Raw genomic sequence first — 14,753 nt, forward strand, 5'->3', positions numbered from 1 at the left:
GAGTGGGTGCCCTACGCCTTCAGAGCGGCAACGATGGCGTCGATGGCTTCGGCTATCTGGCCCGAGGCACGACGGTAGTCCTTCTTTGTCCCGCCCATCGGGTCATCCACATCGAAGCGGTGCGGCGGGAGAGGGGTCAGGAAGCCTCGCCTTTGAACAGCGACCCACGGGAGGTTGAGGACCTTTTCGGCTACGTACGTGCCCGGGATGTCGGACGCCCTGACGCCGTCGAGCAGCCAGGCGATCTCGCGCCACGTGAACGTCTTGTCGCGCAACGCCAGCGGCGCCTCGCCCACCACCTGATCTCGGTGGCTTCGGGTGGCGGTGAGGACGATGTGCGCGTGACGCGCTTCGTTCCCGGAAAGTTGCCGTGACCGGAAGGTGGAGCCGTCCACTCCCCGCTGCTCCAGCTCGGCGAGTGCCATCGGCTGCATCGCGACACCGGCCGGACCTTGCGTGCCCGCGCTGGTGATCAGCACCGAGTGGGCCGCCGGTCCGAAGTGCTGCCAGAACTCGTGGATCATGAGGCGCTCGGCGAACGGCGATCTGGCCTGGTTGCCCGTGCAGACGTGCAGGATGCCGCCCAAACCGGCCGCAGCCTCCTTCCCAAGATTGTCTTCCCTGCTCAGGATACCTGTCGAGAGGATCGATCAGGATCAGCGGCCCAGGGCGTCGATCGCTCGCATCTCCTCGTCGGTCAGGACGAAGCTGTTGATGTCGGCGTTGCGGGCGATGCGTTCCGGGGTCTGGGACTTGGGGATGACCACGATCTCGTGCTGGACGTGCCAGCGGAGAACGACCCGCGCCGGGTCCACGCCGTGGGTGGCCGCTATACCGGTCAAGGCCGGGTCGTGCAGGTTGGTCGTCTTGAAGGGTGAGTAGCCCTCCAGCACCACACCCCGCTCCCGGTGCGCGGCCAGGACGCGGGCGTCGTAGAGGGACGGCCCGAAGCGGATCTGGTTGACCGCCGGCGTCTGGCCGGTCTCGGTCGTGAGCTCGTCGATCTCGCCGGTGTCGTAGTTGCTGACGCCGATCGCCCGGGTCAGGCCCTCGTCCCGGGCGGCGACGAACTGCTGCCACACCTTGACCGATCGGCCGCGGTGCGGCGGCCAGTGGATCAGCCACAGGTCGACCGCGTCGACGCCGAGGGCGCGCAGCGACGCCTCGATGGTCTGGCGTTCCTTGCCCGCGCGCTCCGGCGGAAGCTTCGTCGTGATGAACACCTGGTCGCGGGGGACGCCCGAGTCTTTCAGGGCGCGGCCCACCTCGGCCTCGTTGCCGTACATGGTGGCGGTGTCCAGGTGGCGGTAGCTGGCCTCGAGCGCGTCCCGGACCGCCTGGTACGCGGACTCGCCCTTCAGCTGCCAGGTGCCGAAGCCGAGCAGCGGCATCTCGACCGGGGTGCCGTCAGCCGCCTTGGGAAGCGGCAGTGCGGGAATCGTCATGACTCCCATCCTGCCCCTCCTTCGGGGGCGCGACACCCCCGCGTTATTCGGGGCGCGGGTGGTGGTCGGGCACGGGGGCCCGCAGGCGGGCCGCGGCCGGGTCGTGGGCGGACGGATCGGCGGCGGGCAGGGCGCTCAGCCCCGGCAGCCGGGCGTTCTCCATCGCGGCTCGTTCGGCCAGGGCGCGTTCCAGGGCGGCGCGGGTCTCAGCCTCGTTGTCGGGTGACTTCATCGGGTTCTCCTCGGGAAGAGTGAAGTGGAAGCGGGTTCCGCCTCCGGGGTTGTCGGCCACACCGATCTCGCCGCCGTGGCGTTCGACGATGCGTTTGCAGATGGCCAGGCCCAGGCCGGTGCCGGCGTATCCGGCCTCGGCGTGCGCCCGGTGGAAGCTGTCGAAGACGTCGGGCTTGGCGTCGTCGGGGATGCCGATCCCGCGGTCCGCGACCTCGATCCGGGCCCGGTCACCGGTGAGCGAGCCGGTCACGTCGACACGGGGAGCGGTGCCGGGTCGCACGTACTTGAGGGCGTTGCCGATGAGGTTGTCGAGCACGTGCCGCAGCATCGCCGGGTCGGCCGTCACCGGCGGCAGCGCGCCGACGGTGATCTCCGGCCGGGCGCCGGGCGGCAGGTGGGCCGTACGGTCGTGGACCACCTCGCCGACCAGGGCCGCCAGGTCGACCGGGCGGGTGCGCAGCGGCGCGTCCCGGGCGGTGCTGTAGGCGAGCAGGGTGTCGATCAGGCCGGCCATCCGGTCGACCGCGAAGACGATCCGTTGCAGGCTCCGCTCGACGTCCGCGTCCGGTGGGAGGTCCTCGAGCACGGCCTCACAGTGCCCGCGGATCACCGACAGCGGCGCCTTGAGGTCGTGGGCCACGACGCCGGCGAAGACGGCCAGGTCGTTCTCGTAGCGGCGCAGTTCGGTGATGTCGTGGAAGACGGCCACCGCGCCGTGCCGGTCGGCGCTGGTGTCGAGCGGCCGCCCGTCCACGCTGACCAGCACGCCCTCGGGCCGGTGGGCGTTGCGCACGACCATCTCGACGCCGTCGCACGACTCGCCGCGCAGCGCCCGGATCAGCGGCATCTCCTCGACCGGGAACGGCGTGCGCCCGTCCGGGCGGTACAGGCCGTAGTGCTCTTGCCACTGGGCCGGGTCGTCCTCGTCGGAGGCGACGCCCAGCAGGGCCCGCGCGGCCGGGTTGTGCATGAGGAACGCGCCACGCTCGTCGACCACGCCGACGGCGTCGCCGATGCTGGCCATGATCGCGCCGAGCAGGCCGGCCTGGCGGCGGCTTTCCTGTTCGGCCGCGCGCAGGCCGGCCGTCGCCACCTGCACCCGGGCCTCGGCCCGGGCCCGGCCGGTCGCCAGCACGTAGACCAGGCCGGCCAGCAGCGCCGACATGGCGATGCCGGTGAGCAGCATGGTCAGCGGGAGGGTGCTGGAGGCGCCGGGCAGGCGCGCGGCGTCGGCCCGGGTGATCAGCGTCCACTTCCGGTCGGCGACGACGAAGTCGACGCTGCGCCGCAGGTCGGTGTCGCCGGGGACGGTGTATCCGGCGACGACCGTACGGGCGCCGTCGCGGTTGGTGGCGAGCAGCTCGCCGTCGAGCTGGCCCTGGCTGACGGTGGCCAGCATGCCTTTGAGGAAGTCGGTGCCGCGCAGGCCGAGGACCAGCCAGCCCCGGAACTGGGGATAGCTGGCCCGCGTCCAGATCGGGGCGGCGAAGACGAACGAGCGCTGCTGCTGGGCGGCGGGCAGGTTGCGGTCGCGCAGCAGGATGTACGTGTCGGAGACACTGGGCTGGCCGATCCGGCGCGAGTCCTTCAGGGCGGCGGCCGCCTCGGGCGCGGCGGCCACGTCGAGGCCGTTCATCTGCGGGCCGGCGACGTTCAGGGGCCGGGTGAAGATCGAGAAGTAGTGCTCCTGACCGGCCACGGCCGGGCGCAGCCGGAGCCCTTCGGCACCCCGGGACCGCCAGAGCTCCTGCAAAGCCGGGATCTCACTCCCGGTGGCCGGCACGACGTAGGCCAGCGACGCCGCGCCGACCAGGTTGGCCGAGGCCAGCGGCGCGGTCGCGGCGTCGAAGCCCTCCCAGGTCAGCTCGGGGTCGGTGCCGATGCCCGCGGCGGCCGTCTCGACCAGCGACCGGTATCGCTCGGTCTCGGTCAGCACGGCCGCGTGGGCCATCTCGGTGCGCTGGTTCATGACCCGGTCGGCGTTCTCGTGCTGGGCCGAGCGGACGACCGCGTAGACGAAGAAGACGACGGCCAGCCCGGCGAGCAGGACGACGCCGGCCAGAAGGAGACCGGTGAGCCGCCCGCGGCGGGTGTCCGCCGCGGCGGCTGAGGGTTCCCGTCGCTTCACCGAAGCCAGCATAAGGCGCAAATCGCCCCCGTCAGCCGTGTTCGGCCGACGGGGGCTGCTGCGGGGCGGGGCGCTTACTTCCAGGTGTCGTACTGGTACAGCTTCTGCTGCGCCATCAGGGTCGTGACCTTGGTGTAGTAGTTCGGGTCGGTCGCGTAACCGGCCTTCCACACGTTCCAGATGAAGGCGTTCGCGTTGGTGGTGTAGTTGAACGCCGGCGAGTACCGCGGGTTGACCCTCAGGAAGTTGCCGTGGTCACGGAACGAGTGCCCCATCGAGGCGTACGTCCGGAAGGTCGCCGTCGTGGTGAAGCAGTTGCCGGCCTTGGTGCACTCCTGGGTGCGGTAGTCGTGGCAGCCGTTGGCCAGCGTGCCGTACTTGCCGTTCTGGCACTTGATGCCGAAGTAGTTGCGGTCGACCGACGCCAGGCCGCTGCGGCCCCAGCCCGACTCGAGGATCGCCTGGGCGATCGTCACCGAGGCCGGTACGCCGTACTCGCGCCAGCCGAGCTGCGCGCCCGGCACGGCGGCCTTGATGAACTGCTCCGGGGTCAGCGCCACGGCCGGCGCCGACGGCGTGGCCGGAGTGCCCGGGCAGGGCTTGAGCGCGGCCGTCACGACGTACGCGTGGGAGATGTAGTTGCCGTCGGTGAGCTTGTTCCACTGGGTGGTCGAGCGGATGGTGCCGTTGACCATCGCGCCGGGCACGTAGCAGAGACCGTTGACCTTGACGCCGCTGGCGACGACGCGGCGGACCGGGGCGGTGGTCGACGGACCGGAGCGGATGTTGACCTTGCCGTCCGCGCTGCGCACGGTGCCGACCTTGTAGGTGGTGGCGGCCGGGGCCGGCTTGGCCTTGACCGCCTCGGCCTGCGGCGAGGTGGTCGCGCAGCGCTTGATGGCGCCGCTTCGCACGTACGCGTGGGTGACGTACCCACCCGTGCTGAGCTTGTCCCACTGGGTCGTGGTGCGCACGGAGCCCCGTACGCTCTGGCCGGTGACCGCGCAGACGGCGGAGACCTTCTGGTTGTCCCGGACCGAGCCGAGCACCTGGGCGGCGAGCGAGGGCCCCGATCGCACCTTGAGCGTGGTGCGCACGTCGATCGTGGCCGAGACCGCGGCCGCGTTCGCCACACCGGGCGCGGCCACCAGACCGGCACCGACGGCGAACACGAGCAGCGGGCCGGCGAACCGGCGGGCGTACTGCCTCATCTAAAACGTCTCCTTCTCAACGGGCGGCGTCCGTTAAGAAGGTGTCGGCGCAGCGTTGCGGGGTCCGAGCGCGCGAGGGTGCAGTCCAGTTGCGACCAGACGCACACGTGGCGGATGTGTCGCGGTGAACTCACTGAGACTTATGATTCGACGCGCTTAGAAAAGCGACCGGTTGGGCAATCGCCCTAGCGCCCTGACAGCCCCACTTGAAGGACACCGCCCATGACGGTTCTGGCGTCCCCCCAGCCGGCCTCGGCTACCCCTGCCCGCGCCTCCCGTCACCTGCTGGCGCCGGCTGGTGTCGCCGTCCTGGCCACCCTCGCCGTCGTGGCGCTCTATCAGGTGGCGGTCCGCAGCACGCTCGGCCAGCAGATCGACACCATCGTGATGCGCGGTGCCGACGTCCACCATCCCCAGGTGGTCGGGGTGCTCGAGCGCACGCTCAACGGGACCAGCCTGATCAGCCTCGTGCTGGTCTGCGTGTTCGCCGCCGTCTTCGGGGCACTGCGCCGCCGGCTCGACCTGGCGATCGGCGCGACCCTGCTGGTGATCGGCGCGAACGCCACCACGCAGCTGCTCAAGACCCAGCTGCCCCGGCCCGACCTGGACGGCGCCGGGATGTCGAACTCATTCCCCAGCGGGCACACGACCGCCGCCGCCTCGGTCGCCTTCGCGGTGATCCTCGTGCTCCCGCAGGCGTTGCGAGGCATGGTCGCCCTGGTCGGCTTCGGCTATGTCACGGTGATCGCGGTGGCCACGGTCTGGGCCGAGTGGCACCGTCCCAGCGACACCGTGGCGGCGCTGATGGTCTCGCTGGCGTGGGGCGCGTTCGCGGTCTTCGTCACCCGGCTGCTCCGGCCGGTCGAACTCCGGCGACCCAGCCGGGTTGTCACGCTGCCGCTGCTCCTGACCGGTGCCGTCACCGCCGCGGCCGGGCTGCTGGGGCTGGCCGCGGTCGCCCTGTCCGAGCGCGCGATGCCCGATCTCGTCTCCGGCCGGTTCGCTTTCCTGGCCGGCTCGGCCGCGGTCACCGCCGCCGCGGCCGGGGCGTTCCTGATCTGGGCCCGGCTGACCGCGGCCTCGCTCATCCCGGCGCCGGCCACCCCCGCGGACGCTCCGGCGAGGACCGCGACGAAAGCGCCCGCGAAAAAGAAGTCCGGCGTCCTGGCATCCGCCGGTCGCCGCGTCAAGGGAGGTACGAAATGACCGCGCCCACCCCCGATAACCCGATCAACCCGACGACCGCCGGCGGAGTCCCGGCCGGCCCGGCCGGAGTGCCCAGCCTGCCCTCGCAGACCCAGGCCGCCGCCGGTTCGCCGACCGTCGTGGTCGGCACCTATCCCGACTACGCGCAGGCGCAGAAGGCCGTCGACACGCTCAGCGACAACAAGTTCCCGGTCGAGCGCTCGGCCATCATCGGCACCGACCTGCGCCTCGTCGAGAACGTGCTGGGCCGGGTCACCGTCGCCCGGGCCGCCCTGGCCGGCGCGGCCAGCGGCGCCTGGTTCGGTCTTTTCGTCGGCCTGCTGTTCGGCCTGTTCAGCGACTCCAGCTGGTTCGCCGTGATCCTGGTCTGCCTGCTCATCGGCGCGGTCTGGGGGGCCGTCTTCGGCGCCATCGCCCACGCCGCCACCGGCGGCCGCCGCGACTTCGCCTCCCGGTCGTCCATCCAGGCCGGGCAGTACGCCGTGGTCACCGACTCCGAGGTGGCCGAGCAGGCGCGGTCGCTCCTCGTCTCGCTGAACTGGCAGGCGTCCGGCGCCCAATAACCAAGAACGGGATGTCGTGGCGGGGTGGGTGGTGCGGACCGCAACTCCCGTCGAGGGCCCGGGCAGGGCGAGCAGGGCGCCGGCGCGCCCAGAACGCTCGCCCTACCCGGGCGACCTGCGTAAATGGTGACGCTCGAAAACCTAGAGCGTGCCGCGGAGCTCGATCCGGAGCTTGGTCAGCGCCCGGGTCAGCATCCGGCTGACGTGCATCTGCGAGATGCCCACCTGGTCGGCGATCTGCGACTGGGTCAGGTTGCCGTAGAAGCGCAGCGTCAGGATCTTCTGCTCGCGCTCGTCCAGGGTGGCCAGGGCCGGGCCGAGGGCGACGCGGGTCTCGGCCAGCTCGTATTCGTAGTCCTCGCCGCCGAGGGTGTCGCCCAGCTCGGTGGTGCCGTCGGCCGTGACCGGGGTCGACAGGCTGGCGGCGTTGTAGGCGCGGGCGCCCTCGAGGCCCTCCAGCACGTCTTCCTCGCTGACCCCGAGGTGGGTCGCGACGTCGGCGACGGTCGGGGAGCGGCCGAGGCTGTGGGTCAGCGTGGCGTTGGCCTCGGTGATCGCGAGGCGCAGCTCCTGCAGGCGGCGGGGCACGCGGACCGACCAGGTGCGGTCGCGGAAGTGGCGCTTGATCTCGCCGATGATGGTCGGGATCGCGTAGCCGGCGAAGTCGACGCCGCGCTCGGGGTCGAACTTGTCGACGGCCTTGATGAGGCCGACGGTGGCCGTCTGAACCAGGTCGTCGGTGGGCTCGCCGCGGCCGGAGTAGCGGTGCGCGAGGTGGCGGGCCAGCGGCAGCCAGGCCTCGATCGCGCGGTCGCGCATTCGGTGGCGGCCGGGATGATCGTCGGGCAGCGCGGACAGCGCGGCCAGGAGGTCGGAAGCGGTTTGCTCGGCGACGGACACGGTCATTTCAGGTCCTCCAGGGGGCGGGCAGAGAGCCGTGCCCGCACGCGGCGACCGTTCAGTGACTCAACGCTAACTGAGAAGCTGAGCCCTGCCTAGCCGAAAGTACGAGGGTCACCCCGCCCCGCCTGAGGCCCCCGGACGGGCGACGGGATTTAATGTCGGGGCTCCGTGGTAAACAGCGGGGCACAACCGGTACCTCAAGACGGGAAACACCATGGCCATTCTCGGCATCGACATCGGCGGCTCAGGGGTCAAGGGGGCCCCGGTCGACACCGCCCGGGGCGAGCTGCTCGCCGAGCGGTACCGGGTGCCCACCCCCCAGCCGTCCGACGTCACCAGCGTGGTCGAGGCGGTCGCCGAGGTGGCGGCGCAGTTCGAGGGGCAGTACGACCGGGTCGGCATCACCTTCCCGGGCGTGGTGGTCGACGGTGTCACCCGCACCGCGGCCAATGTCGACAAGTCGTGGCTCGACGCGCCGGCCGCGCGGCTGTTCACCGAGCGGCTGGGCAAGCCCGTGTCGGTGCTCAACGACGCCGACGCGGCCGGCGTGGCCGAGGTCGCCTTCGGCGCGGGCCGCGGCCAGACCGGCCTGATCATGATGCTGACGTTCGGCACCGGCATCGGCAGCGCGCTGTTCCTCGACGGCACCTTGATCCCCAACACCGAGTTCGGCCACCTCGAGCTCGACGGTCACGACGCCGAGACCAGGGCGTCCGACCGGGCCCGCGAGGCCGACGACATGAGCTGGGAGAAATGGGCCGGCCGGGTCCGCGACTACCTGGCCCACGTCGAGATGCTGCTCTCCCCGCGGCTGTTCATCATCGGCGGCGGGGTGAGCAAGAAAGCCGACCGCTTCCTGCCGCTGATCGACATCCGGACGCCGATGGTCCCGGCCACGCTGCTGAACAACGCCGGCATCATCGGCGCGGCCCGCATCGCCGAGATCGACGGGCGCAAGACCGCCGACGACGGGGTGACGCCGCACGAGGCCGGCGCGAGGGTGACGGAGTAGAAATGCCACGCACGATTGCCACCAACACCGAGGCGACCCGCGAGGAGCTGCTCGAGTTCCTGCGCCCGCGCCACAAGGCCATCCTGATGACCACCCGGCGCGACGGCCGGCCGCAGGCGTCACCCAACACGTGCGGTGTCGACACCGAGGGCCGCATCGTCATCTCGACCTATCCCGAGCGGGCCAAGGTCTACAACCTGCGGCGCAACCCGCTGGTGTCGGTCTGCGTGCTCTCCGACGACTTCGGCGGCGCGTGGGTGCAGGTCGACGGCACGGCCGAGGTGCTCGATCAGCCGGAGTCGATCGAGCCCCTGGTCGAGTATTTCCGGGTCATCTCCGGCGAGCACCCCGACTGGGACGAGTACCGCCAGGCGATGCGTGACCAGGGCAAGTCCCTGATCCGGATCACCATCGACCGCTGGGGCCCCATCGCCACCGGCGGCTTCCCGGCCCGTCTGGCCTGAGACAGCGGCGCCCGGGCCGTTGCGGCCCGGGCCTCGCCGGTCACCCCCGCCACGCGTCCAGCCGCTTGGCCAGGGCTGTGCCGAGCGTCCGGGCTGTCGTCACGTCCGACGAGAGGTTCTCGTAGCCGCGGCAGTCGATCAGGGTCACCGCGTCGCCGATCCGGACCGCCGCGACATACGTGTTGAGCCACCGGCCGTTCTTCACCGGCCTGCCTTCGGCGTCGACGTCCTCGTACGACCGCTCGATCAGCACCGACTCGTCGCCCACCCCCAGCGGCGCGAGCAGGCCGAACCGCGCGTCGAGACCGCGGACCCGGCTGGTCGCGCAGACGTCGGTGGCCCGGCGCAAGTCGGTCAGGTAGTCCTCGGCGCCGTCACCGCGATAGACGCCGACGGTGTTGTAGACCCCGTCGTCCGGGATGTTCTCGGGCGGGGTGTCCGGTTTGCGGTAGCGCGACACCCGTGACGCGCTGACGCCCAGCTGCTTCTGGCTGGCGAAGGTCGCCGCCGCGCAGAACTCGGGCACGCCGAACGGCTTGGGCATCTCCGTGACGGTCGCGTTGGCGTCGGTCTGGGCCAGCAGCACCTGGTCCGGGACCTTTTCCGGGATCGCCTCCGCGACGACCGCCGGCTCGCTGGTGGGCGGCCGGACGGATGGCGTGACCGGGGGCGGCGGCGCGCTGGAGGGTGGCGTGGTCGATGGCGGATCGCTCGGGAGCGCCGAGGACGGCGGAGCGAGGCTCGGCGTCCGGCTCACCACGGGGGCCGGCCCGGGGCCGCTGCCGGTCGGCGGCGACGCCGACTGCCCGCCGTCCGCGTTCGTCACCGCCCACCCGGCGCCGAGCGCGGCCGCGACGAGCACCGCGGTGGCCGTCGCGGTCAGCCCGGCCCGGCGGGACCGGCGGCGCTCGGCCTGGTATCGCAACTCGGGTCCGGTCAGCAGCAGGCCGCGCTCGCTGTCCGACGAGAGCGCCGCGAAGGCGCGCTGCAGGTCGTCGGGCACCGGTCAGCCTCGCCAGTCCCCGAGCCGGGTCGCGGCCCGGCCGGCCAGCTGCTTGGTGAAGTCGGCCCGGCTGGCCCCCCAGCCCTCGTAGCCCTGACCGTCGACCAGGGTGACCGCGTCGCCGACCCGGATCGCCGCGATGTACGTGTGGTTGCGCGACCCGTTGTTCATGGGCTCGCCCGCATCGTCGCGGGCCTCGTAGGAGCGGTCGATCAGGATCGACTCGTCGCCCACGCCCAGCGACCCGAGCGAGTCGAACTCCGCCTCGGAGTCACCGGTCTTGCCGGTCGGGCAGGCCTGGACCGCCTTCCGCAGCTCGGCCAGGTAGCTCTCGGCCCCGTCGCCGCGATAGACGGTGACGGTGTTGCGGACCGAGTCGTCCGGAACCGAGCTGGGTTCCGACTCGGGTCCGCGGTAGAACATCCGCACCGTCGACCGCACCCCCACCTTGTCCTCGCTCGGGAACTTCGCCTTCGAGCAGAACTCGAGCTGCCGGAAGGGGTCCTCGACCGGGGCCACATCCGAGATGCCGGCGTCGGCGTCGGAGAGCAGCGCCCGGGCCGGGATCGATTTCGGGATGGCCGGCGGCCGGCTGGTCGGCGGCGTGGACGACGGGGTGGTGGTCGGCGGGGTCGTGGTGGGCGCCGAGGACGGAACGGGCGCGCTCGTCACCGGGCCACCCAGGTAAGCCGAGCCGGACGGCGTGCCGGGGCCACTGGCGGCGGGCGGCAGCACCGACGGCTGACCGTCGCCGGCCATCGCCCAGCCGGTGCCGATGGCCGCCACGACCAGCACGGCCGCGGCCGAGACGGTCACCGCGACGCGGCGGGAGTGGCGGCGGGCGGCCTGGTGGCGCAGCTCGGGACCGGAGAGCAGCAGGCCCCGCTCGGTGTCGGCGGAGAGGGCGTCGAAACTCCGCTCGATCTCATTCGGCATTCTTGACCTCCGGCGTGCGGGACGCGGGGGTGAGCATCGCGGCCAGCTCGGTGCGGCCGCGGGACAGCCGCGAGGTGACCGTGCCGACGGGGGCGCCGGTCTCGGCCGAGATGGCCGCCACCGGCAGGTCGAAGAGGTAGTGCAGCGCGACCGCCTGCCGGACGGGCGCGGGCAGCCGGCGCAGCGCCGCGGTCAGCCAGACGGCGTCCTCGCTGGGCGGGCCGACCGGTTCGGGTGGTCCGGCCCGGCGTACGGCCGCCCGCCACCCACTCAGCCGGCGCCACCGGTCAGTGGCCAGGCGCGAGACGGTGAGCCGCAGCCACCCCTCGGGCGTCGGGTGGGCCGCCACCGTCCGCCAGTGGCGCCACGCTCTCGTGTACGCCTCCTGCACCACATCCTGAGCTTCGGCGAGATCCCCGGTCAGCGCGTAGCCGTAGCGCAACATCCTGGCGGACGTGTCCCGGTAGAACTCGTCGAAGCTGTCCGCATCGCGCATCCGCGAACTCCCCGCTCGTCTTCGTTGTGCACCGGTAACGTCCGGCGCCGCAAGAATGCTGCATGAGCGGAAAACTTTCTTCCCCGATTCAGGCCAAGTGCCCGAACAGCCCGCAGACGGCGGAAGGCCGGCACCCCCTCGACGGGAGTACCGGCCTTCGTGAGCCGCAGGATCAGGCGCTCTGCTCGACCTGCTCGGCGTCCAGCAGATAGAGCAGCGTGTCACGGTGCATCGAGGCGATCGGCTCGAGCAGGTCGGGGTGGCGCAGCAGCACCGCCGCGTCCAGGTCACGGGCGTCCGGCTCGAGCAAGCGGCGGAACTCGGCCGGCGCCGTCCCGGCCCGCGGGTAGGGCAGCGGCCGGTCCTGGGCCAGCGGCACCGCCGCGATCACGGCGTCGACCCCGCGCCGGGCCAGCTCCGGGTCGGCCAGCAGGCAGGCGGCCCAGCTGACCACGACCTCGTCGACCCAGGTGCGCCAGCCCTCGTCCTCGGCCTCCTCGTCCTCGGGCTCGCTGCCGGCCCGCCAGTCGAGGACCGCCGAGCCACCCGGGCCGGCGATGGCGACCAGCGCCGCGTCGACCTCGGTCGGGTAGCGCAGCCACGCCGCGACCGTCACGGCCTGACGGGCCTGCAGCTCCGACAGGGTGTGCGCGATGGTGTCGGCGCTCCCCGAGGGGTAAGCACGCGACAGCCAGTGCGTGCTCGCCGCGATGACAGGCGACAGCTCGACAGACGGTCCGGCCACGTGGGTACTCCTCCGCTTCGGCGCGGCACCAGGTCGGCCCGCGTCACACCGGATCACTCGGCGGCCGGGGAGGGGTATCTGAGAAGGGTCACCGAGATGGGACCGCCGAGCAACCGACACGCTCCCGTGCACGCTGCCGGGCCGCCGGACGGGAAACATTATTTTGCCGACCGGTAACGTTCCGATGATCAGACTCGGTAATCATGAACGGATGATCGTCGCGGCCGAATTGGCGGATTTCGCCGGGGGCGCACCGCCTCGCCTGGATGAGCCCGGCTGACCGGACTCCGGTAGGTTGAGCGCATCGGCACGCCATCGTTTGCGGCGCCTCCACAGCGGAGAAGTATGCCCTGACGGCGGTCTGTATTCGCCGAACCCGTCCGCGCCCTCAGATTACGGTGGAGATCATGACCGGTCGCTTTCCCATCGAAGACGTGACGCCCTCGGTGTCGTGTGGCCGCTATCCGGCAAAGGCGGTCGTCGGCGAATTGGTGCCGGTTTCCGCGGTGTCCTATCGAGAAGGACACGACGCCCTCGGCGTCAACGTGGTATGGCGCGGTCCCGACGGCGAATCCGAGCCGTTCACCCGCCTGCGACCCGGTGAGCCCGGCCTCGACCAGTGGCACGGCGTGATCCGTCCCGACCGGGTCGGCCGGTGGACGTTCACGGTGGAGGCGTTCGACGATCCGTACCGGACCTGGCGCAACGCGGTGGTCAAGAAGATCGGCGCCGGCCAGGGCCTGGAGGACCTGGCCAACGACCTGGCCGAGGGCGCCGAGGTGCTCGACCTGGCGGCCAAGATCGTGCTGCAGCACGATGAGGAGCGGGTCCGCTCCGCCGCCGCCGCCCTGCGTGACGAGCAGCGGTCACTGTTCGCCCGGGTCTCCCCCGCGCTCGACCTGGAGGAGCTGCTCTGGCACCACCCGGTGCGCCAGCTCGTGACCACCACCCGGTCGTACGCGATCTGGGTCGACCGCGAGCGGGCGCTCTACTCGGCGTGGTACGAGTTCTTCCCGCGCTCGGAGGGCGCCGAGATCGGCCCCGAGGCGACCCCGATCAAGCACGGCACGTTCGCCACCGCCGCCCAGCGCATCCCGGCCGTCGCCGGCATGGGCTTCAACGTCCTCTACCTGCCGCCGATCCACCCGATCGGCAAGATCAACCGCAAGGGCCGGAACAACACGCTGGTGGCCCGGCCCGAGGATGTCGGCTCGCCGTGGGCGATCGGCTCCGAGGAGGGCGGCCACGACGCGATCCACCCCGAGCTGGGCACGCTGGAGGACTTCAAGACCTTCATCGCCACCGCCGAGGAGCACGGCCTCGAGGTCGCCATGGACCTGGCCCTGCAGGCCGCACCCGACCACCCGTGGGTCAAGTCGAACCCCGAGTTCTTCACCCGGCGGGCCGACGGCAGCATCGCCTACGCCGAGAACCCGCCCAAGAAGTACCAGGACATCTACCCGATCAACTGGGACAACGACTACAAGAAGCTGCGTGAGGAGGTCTACCGCGTCGTCATGCACTGGGTCGGCACCGGCGTCAAGATCTTCCGCGTCGACAACCCGCACACCAAGGCGATGAACTTCTGGCAGTGGCTGATCGCCAAGGTCAAGGAGACCAACCCCGAGGTGCTCTTCCTGGCCGAGGCGTTCACCCGGCCGGCCGTCATGAACGGGCTCGGCAAGGTCGGCTTCACCCAGTCGTACACGTATTTCACCTGGCGCACCACGGCCTGGGAGATGCGTGAATACATGGAGACGCTGCTGACCACGATCGACTGGATGCGGCCCAACTTCTGGCCCAACACGCCCGACATCCTGCACGAGTCGCTGCAGCACGGCGGCCCGCCGATGTTCAAGATTCGCGCCGTCCTGGCAAGCATGCTCACGCCGTCCTGGGGCATGTACTCCGGATACGAGCTCTTCGAGCACGTCCCGCGGCCGGGCGCCGAGGAGTACATCGACAACGAGAAGTTCGAGCTCAAGCCGCGGGACTGGGCCACGGCCGAGCGGACCGGCCGGTCGCTGGCGCCGTACATCACCCGGCTCAACCAGATCCGCGACGAGAATCCCGCTCTGCACTGGCTCCGGAACCTGAGATTCCACGACATCGACAACTCGTCCCTGCTGTGCTTCTCGAAGCGTGACCCCGACACGGGTAACACGGTTCTTGTCGTCGTCAGCTTCGACTCGACGAGCGTGCAGTGGGGCAACACCGTGCTGAACATGCCGGAGCTCGGCATGGACTGGCACGAACGGTTCACGGTGACCGATCAGATCACCGGGGCCACGTACGAGTGGGGACAGCACAACGCCGTGCGGATCGATCCGTACGTCGAGCCGGCGCACGTGTTCGTGATCCAGCCGGCTAGTTAACAAGTACCTGCGGGTGGGTAGGTGGGGAACCT

General features: G+C 71.2%; 14 protein-coding genes. 5 read left to right on the top strand and 9 right to left on the bottom strand.

Translation table 11 applies throughout. From position 1 onward, the window contains the following. Window positions 1-11 precede the first annotated feature (11 nt). The 4 genes from NAG42_RS40930 to gsmA form a co-directional block, all read right to left on the bottom strand. On the bottom strand, window positions 12-587 hold the full coding sequence (locus NAG42_RS40930) for an arsenate-mycothiol transferase ArsC (RefSeq protein ID WP_250037914.1): 576 nt from the start codon (window positions 585-587) through the stop codon (window positions 12-14). Window positions 588-656: 69 nt separating this feature from the next. After that, window positions 657-1,445, bottom strand: coding sequence for an aldo/keto reductase (locus NAG42_RS40935; protein ID WP_250037915.1), 789 nt, complete (start codon window positions 1,443-1,445; stop codon window positions 657-659). 43 nt (window positions 1,446-1,488) lie between these two features. After that, entirely contained in the window at window positions 1,489-3,807 is a 2,319-nt protein-coding gene (locus NAG42_RS40940) for an ATP-binding protein (protein ID WP_250037916.1), read from the bottom strand. 74 nt (window positions 3,808-3,881) lie between these two features. Beyond that, entirely contained in the window at window positions 3,882-5,018 is a 1,137-nt protein-coding gene (gene gsmA, locus NAG42_RS40945) for a sporangiospore maturation cell wall hydrolase GsmA (RefSeq protein ID WP_250037917.1), read from the bottom strand. A 222-nt stretch (window positions 5,019-5,240) separates the two neighbouring features. Here gsmA and NAG42_RS40950 point away from each other — a divergent pair, with 222 nt between their 5' ends. Both NAG42_RS40950 and NAG42_RS40955 read left to right on the top strand, forming a co-directional pair. Then, window positions 5,241-6,224 carry a phosphatase PAP2 family protein gene (locus tag NAG42_RS40950; protein WP_250037918.1) on the top strand — a complete coding sequence of 328 codons (984 nt, stop codon included), beginning with the start codon at window positions 5,241-5,243 and terminating at the stop codon, window positions 6,222-6,224. Further along, window positions 6,221-6,787 carry a YflT domain-containing protein gene (locus NAG42_RS40955; RefSeq protein ID WP_250037919.1) on the top strand — a complete coding sequence of 189 codons (567 nt, stop codon included), beginning with the start codon at window positions 6,221-6,223 and terminating at the stop codon, window positions 6,785-6,787. The genes NAG42_RS40950 and NAG42_RS40955 overlap by 4 nt, the downstream gene beginning before the upstream one ends. Window positions 6,788-6,928: 141 nt before the next feature. On the opposite strand, the gene NAG42_RS40960 is transcribed toward NAG42_RS40955, so the two are convergent. Next, entirely contained in the window at window positions 6,929-7,693 is a 765-nt protein-coding gene (locus tag NAG42_RS40960; RefSeq protein ID WP_250037920.1) for an RNA polymerase sigma factor SigF, read from the bottom strand. A gap of 211 nt (window positions 7,694-7,904) precedes the next feature. On the opposite strand from NAG42_RS40960, the gene ppgK reads away from it, so the two are divergent. Next, the gene (gene ppgK, locus NAG42_RS40965) at window positions 7,905-8,702 is read left to right on the top strand and encodes a polyphosphate--glucose phosphotransferase (protein WP_250037921.1); all 798 of its coding nucleotides are present in this window, start codon (window positions 7,905-7,907) and stop codon (window positions 8,700-8,702) included. Between the two features lie 2 nt (window positions 8,703-8,704). After that, the gene (locus NAG42_RS40970) at window positions 8,705-9,166 is read left to right on the top strand and encodes a PPOX class F420-dependent oxidoreductase (RefSeq protein WP_250037922.1); all 462 of its coding nucleotides are present in this window, start codon (window positions 8,705-8,707) and stop codon (window positions 9,164-9,166) included. 40 nt (window positions 9,167-9,206) lie between these two features. Here NAG42_RS40970 and NAG42_RS40975 read toward each other — a convergent pair whose 3' ends face one another. From NAG42_RS40975 to NAG42_RS40990, 4 genes are all read right to left on the bottom strand, one after another. Beyond that, complete coding sequence (locus NAG42_RS40975) at window positions 9,207-10,169, bottom strand: hypothetical protein (RefSeq protein WP_250037923.1); 963 nt, start codon at window positions 10,167-10,169, stop codon at window positions 9,207-9,209. Window positions 10,170-10,172: 3 nt separating this feature from the next. Then, window positions 10,173-11,105: a hypothetical protein gene (locus NAG42_RS40980; protein WP_250037924.1), complete on the bottom strand. Its 933-nt coding sequence runs from the start codon at window positions 11,103-11,105 to the stop codon at window positions 10,173-10,175. Further along, the gene (locus tag NAG42_RS40985; protein ID WP_250037925.1) at window positions 11,095-11,601 is read right to left on the bottom strand and encodes a SigE family RNA polymerase sigma factor; all 507 of its coding nucleotides are present in this window, start codon (window positions 11,599-11,601) and stop codon (window positions 11,095-11,097) included. Before NAG42_RS40985 ends, NAG42_RS40980 begins: the two co-directional genes overlap by 11 nt. Before the next feature lie 172 nt (window positions 11,602-11,773). Then, window positions 11,774-12,346, bottom strand: a complete 573-nt coding sequence (locus NAG42_RS40990) for a hypothetical protein (protein WP_250037926.1) — start codon at window positions 12,344-12,346, stop codon at window positions 11,774-11,776. 407 nt (window positions 12,347-12,753) lie between these two features. Between NAG42_RS40990 and NAG42_RS40995 the strand changes: the two genes are divergently transcribed. Then, window positions 12,754-14,721 carry an alpha-1,4-glucan--maltose-1-phosphate maltosyltransferase gene (locus tag NAG42_RS40995; protein WP_250037927.1) on the top strand — a complete coding sequence of 656 codons (1,968 nt, stop codon included), beginning with the start codon at window positions 12,754-12,756 and terminating at the stop codon, window positions 14,719-14,721. The last annotated feature ends 32 nt before the right edge of the window (window positions 14,722-14,753 follow it).

Source organism: Paractinoplanes maris (genome assembly GCF_023544465.1).
GTDB lineage: Bacteria > Actinomycetota > Actinomycetes > Mycobacteriales > Micromonosporaceae > Actinoplanes > Actinoplanes maris.

Excerpts from the sequence above, each read along its gene's own strand:
- NAG42_RS40935 (WP_250037915.1), bottom strand. The coding sequence starts at position 1,445 with ATGACGATTCCCGCACTGCCGCTTCCCAAGGCGGCTGACGGCACCCCG.
- gsmA (WP_250037917.1), bottom strand. The coding sequence starts at position 5,018 with ATGAGGCAGTACGCCCGCCGGTTCGCCGGCCCGCTGCTCGTGTTCGCC.
- NAG42_RS40950 (WP_250037918.1), top strand. The coding sequence starts at position 5,241 with ATGACGGTTCTGGCGTCCCCCCAGCCGGCCTCGGCTACCCCTGCCCGC.
- NAG42_RS40955 (WP_250037919.1), top strand. The coding sequence starts at position 6,221 with ATGACCGCGCCCACCCCCGATAACCCGATCAACCCGACGACCGCCGGC.
- NAG42_RS40960 (WP_250037920.1), bottom strand. The coding sequence starts at position 7,693 with ATGACCGTGTCCGTCGCCGAGCAAACCGCTTCCGACCTCCTGGCCGCG.
- ppgK (WP_250037921.1), top strand. The coding sequence starts at position 7,905 with ATGGCCATTCTCGGCATCGACATCGGCGGCTCAGGGGTCAAGGGGGCC.
- NAG42_RS40970 (WP_250037922.1), top strand. The coding sequence starts at position 8,705 with ATGCCACGCACGATTGCCACCAACACCGAGGCGACCCGCGAGGAGCTG.
- NAG42_RS40980 (WP_250037924.1), bottom strand. The coding sequence starts at position 11,105 with ATGCCGAATGAGATCGAGCGGAGTTTCGACGCCCTCTCCGCCGACACC.
- NAG42_RS40985 (WP_250037925.1), bottom strand. The coding sequence starts at position 11,601 with ATGCGCGATGCGGACAGCTTCGACGAGTTCTACCGGGACACGTCCGCC.
- NAG42_RS40995 (WP_250037927.1), top strand. The coding sequence starts at position 12,754 with ATGACCGGTCGCTTTCCCATCGAAGACGTGACGCCCTCGGTGTCGTGT.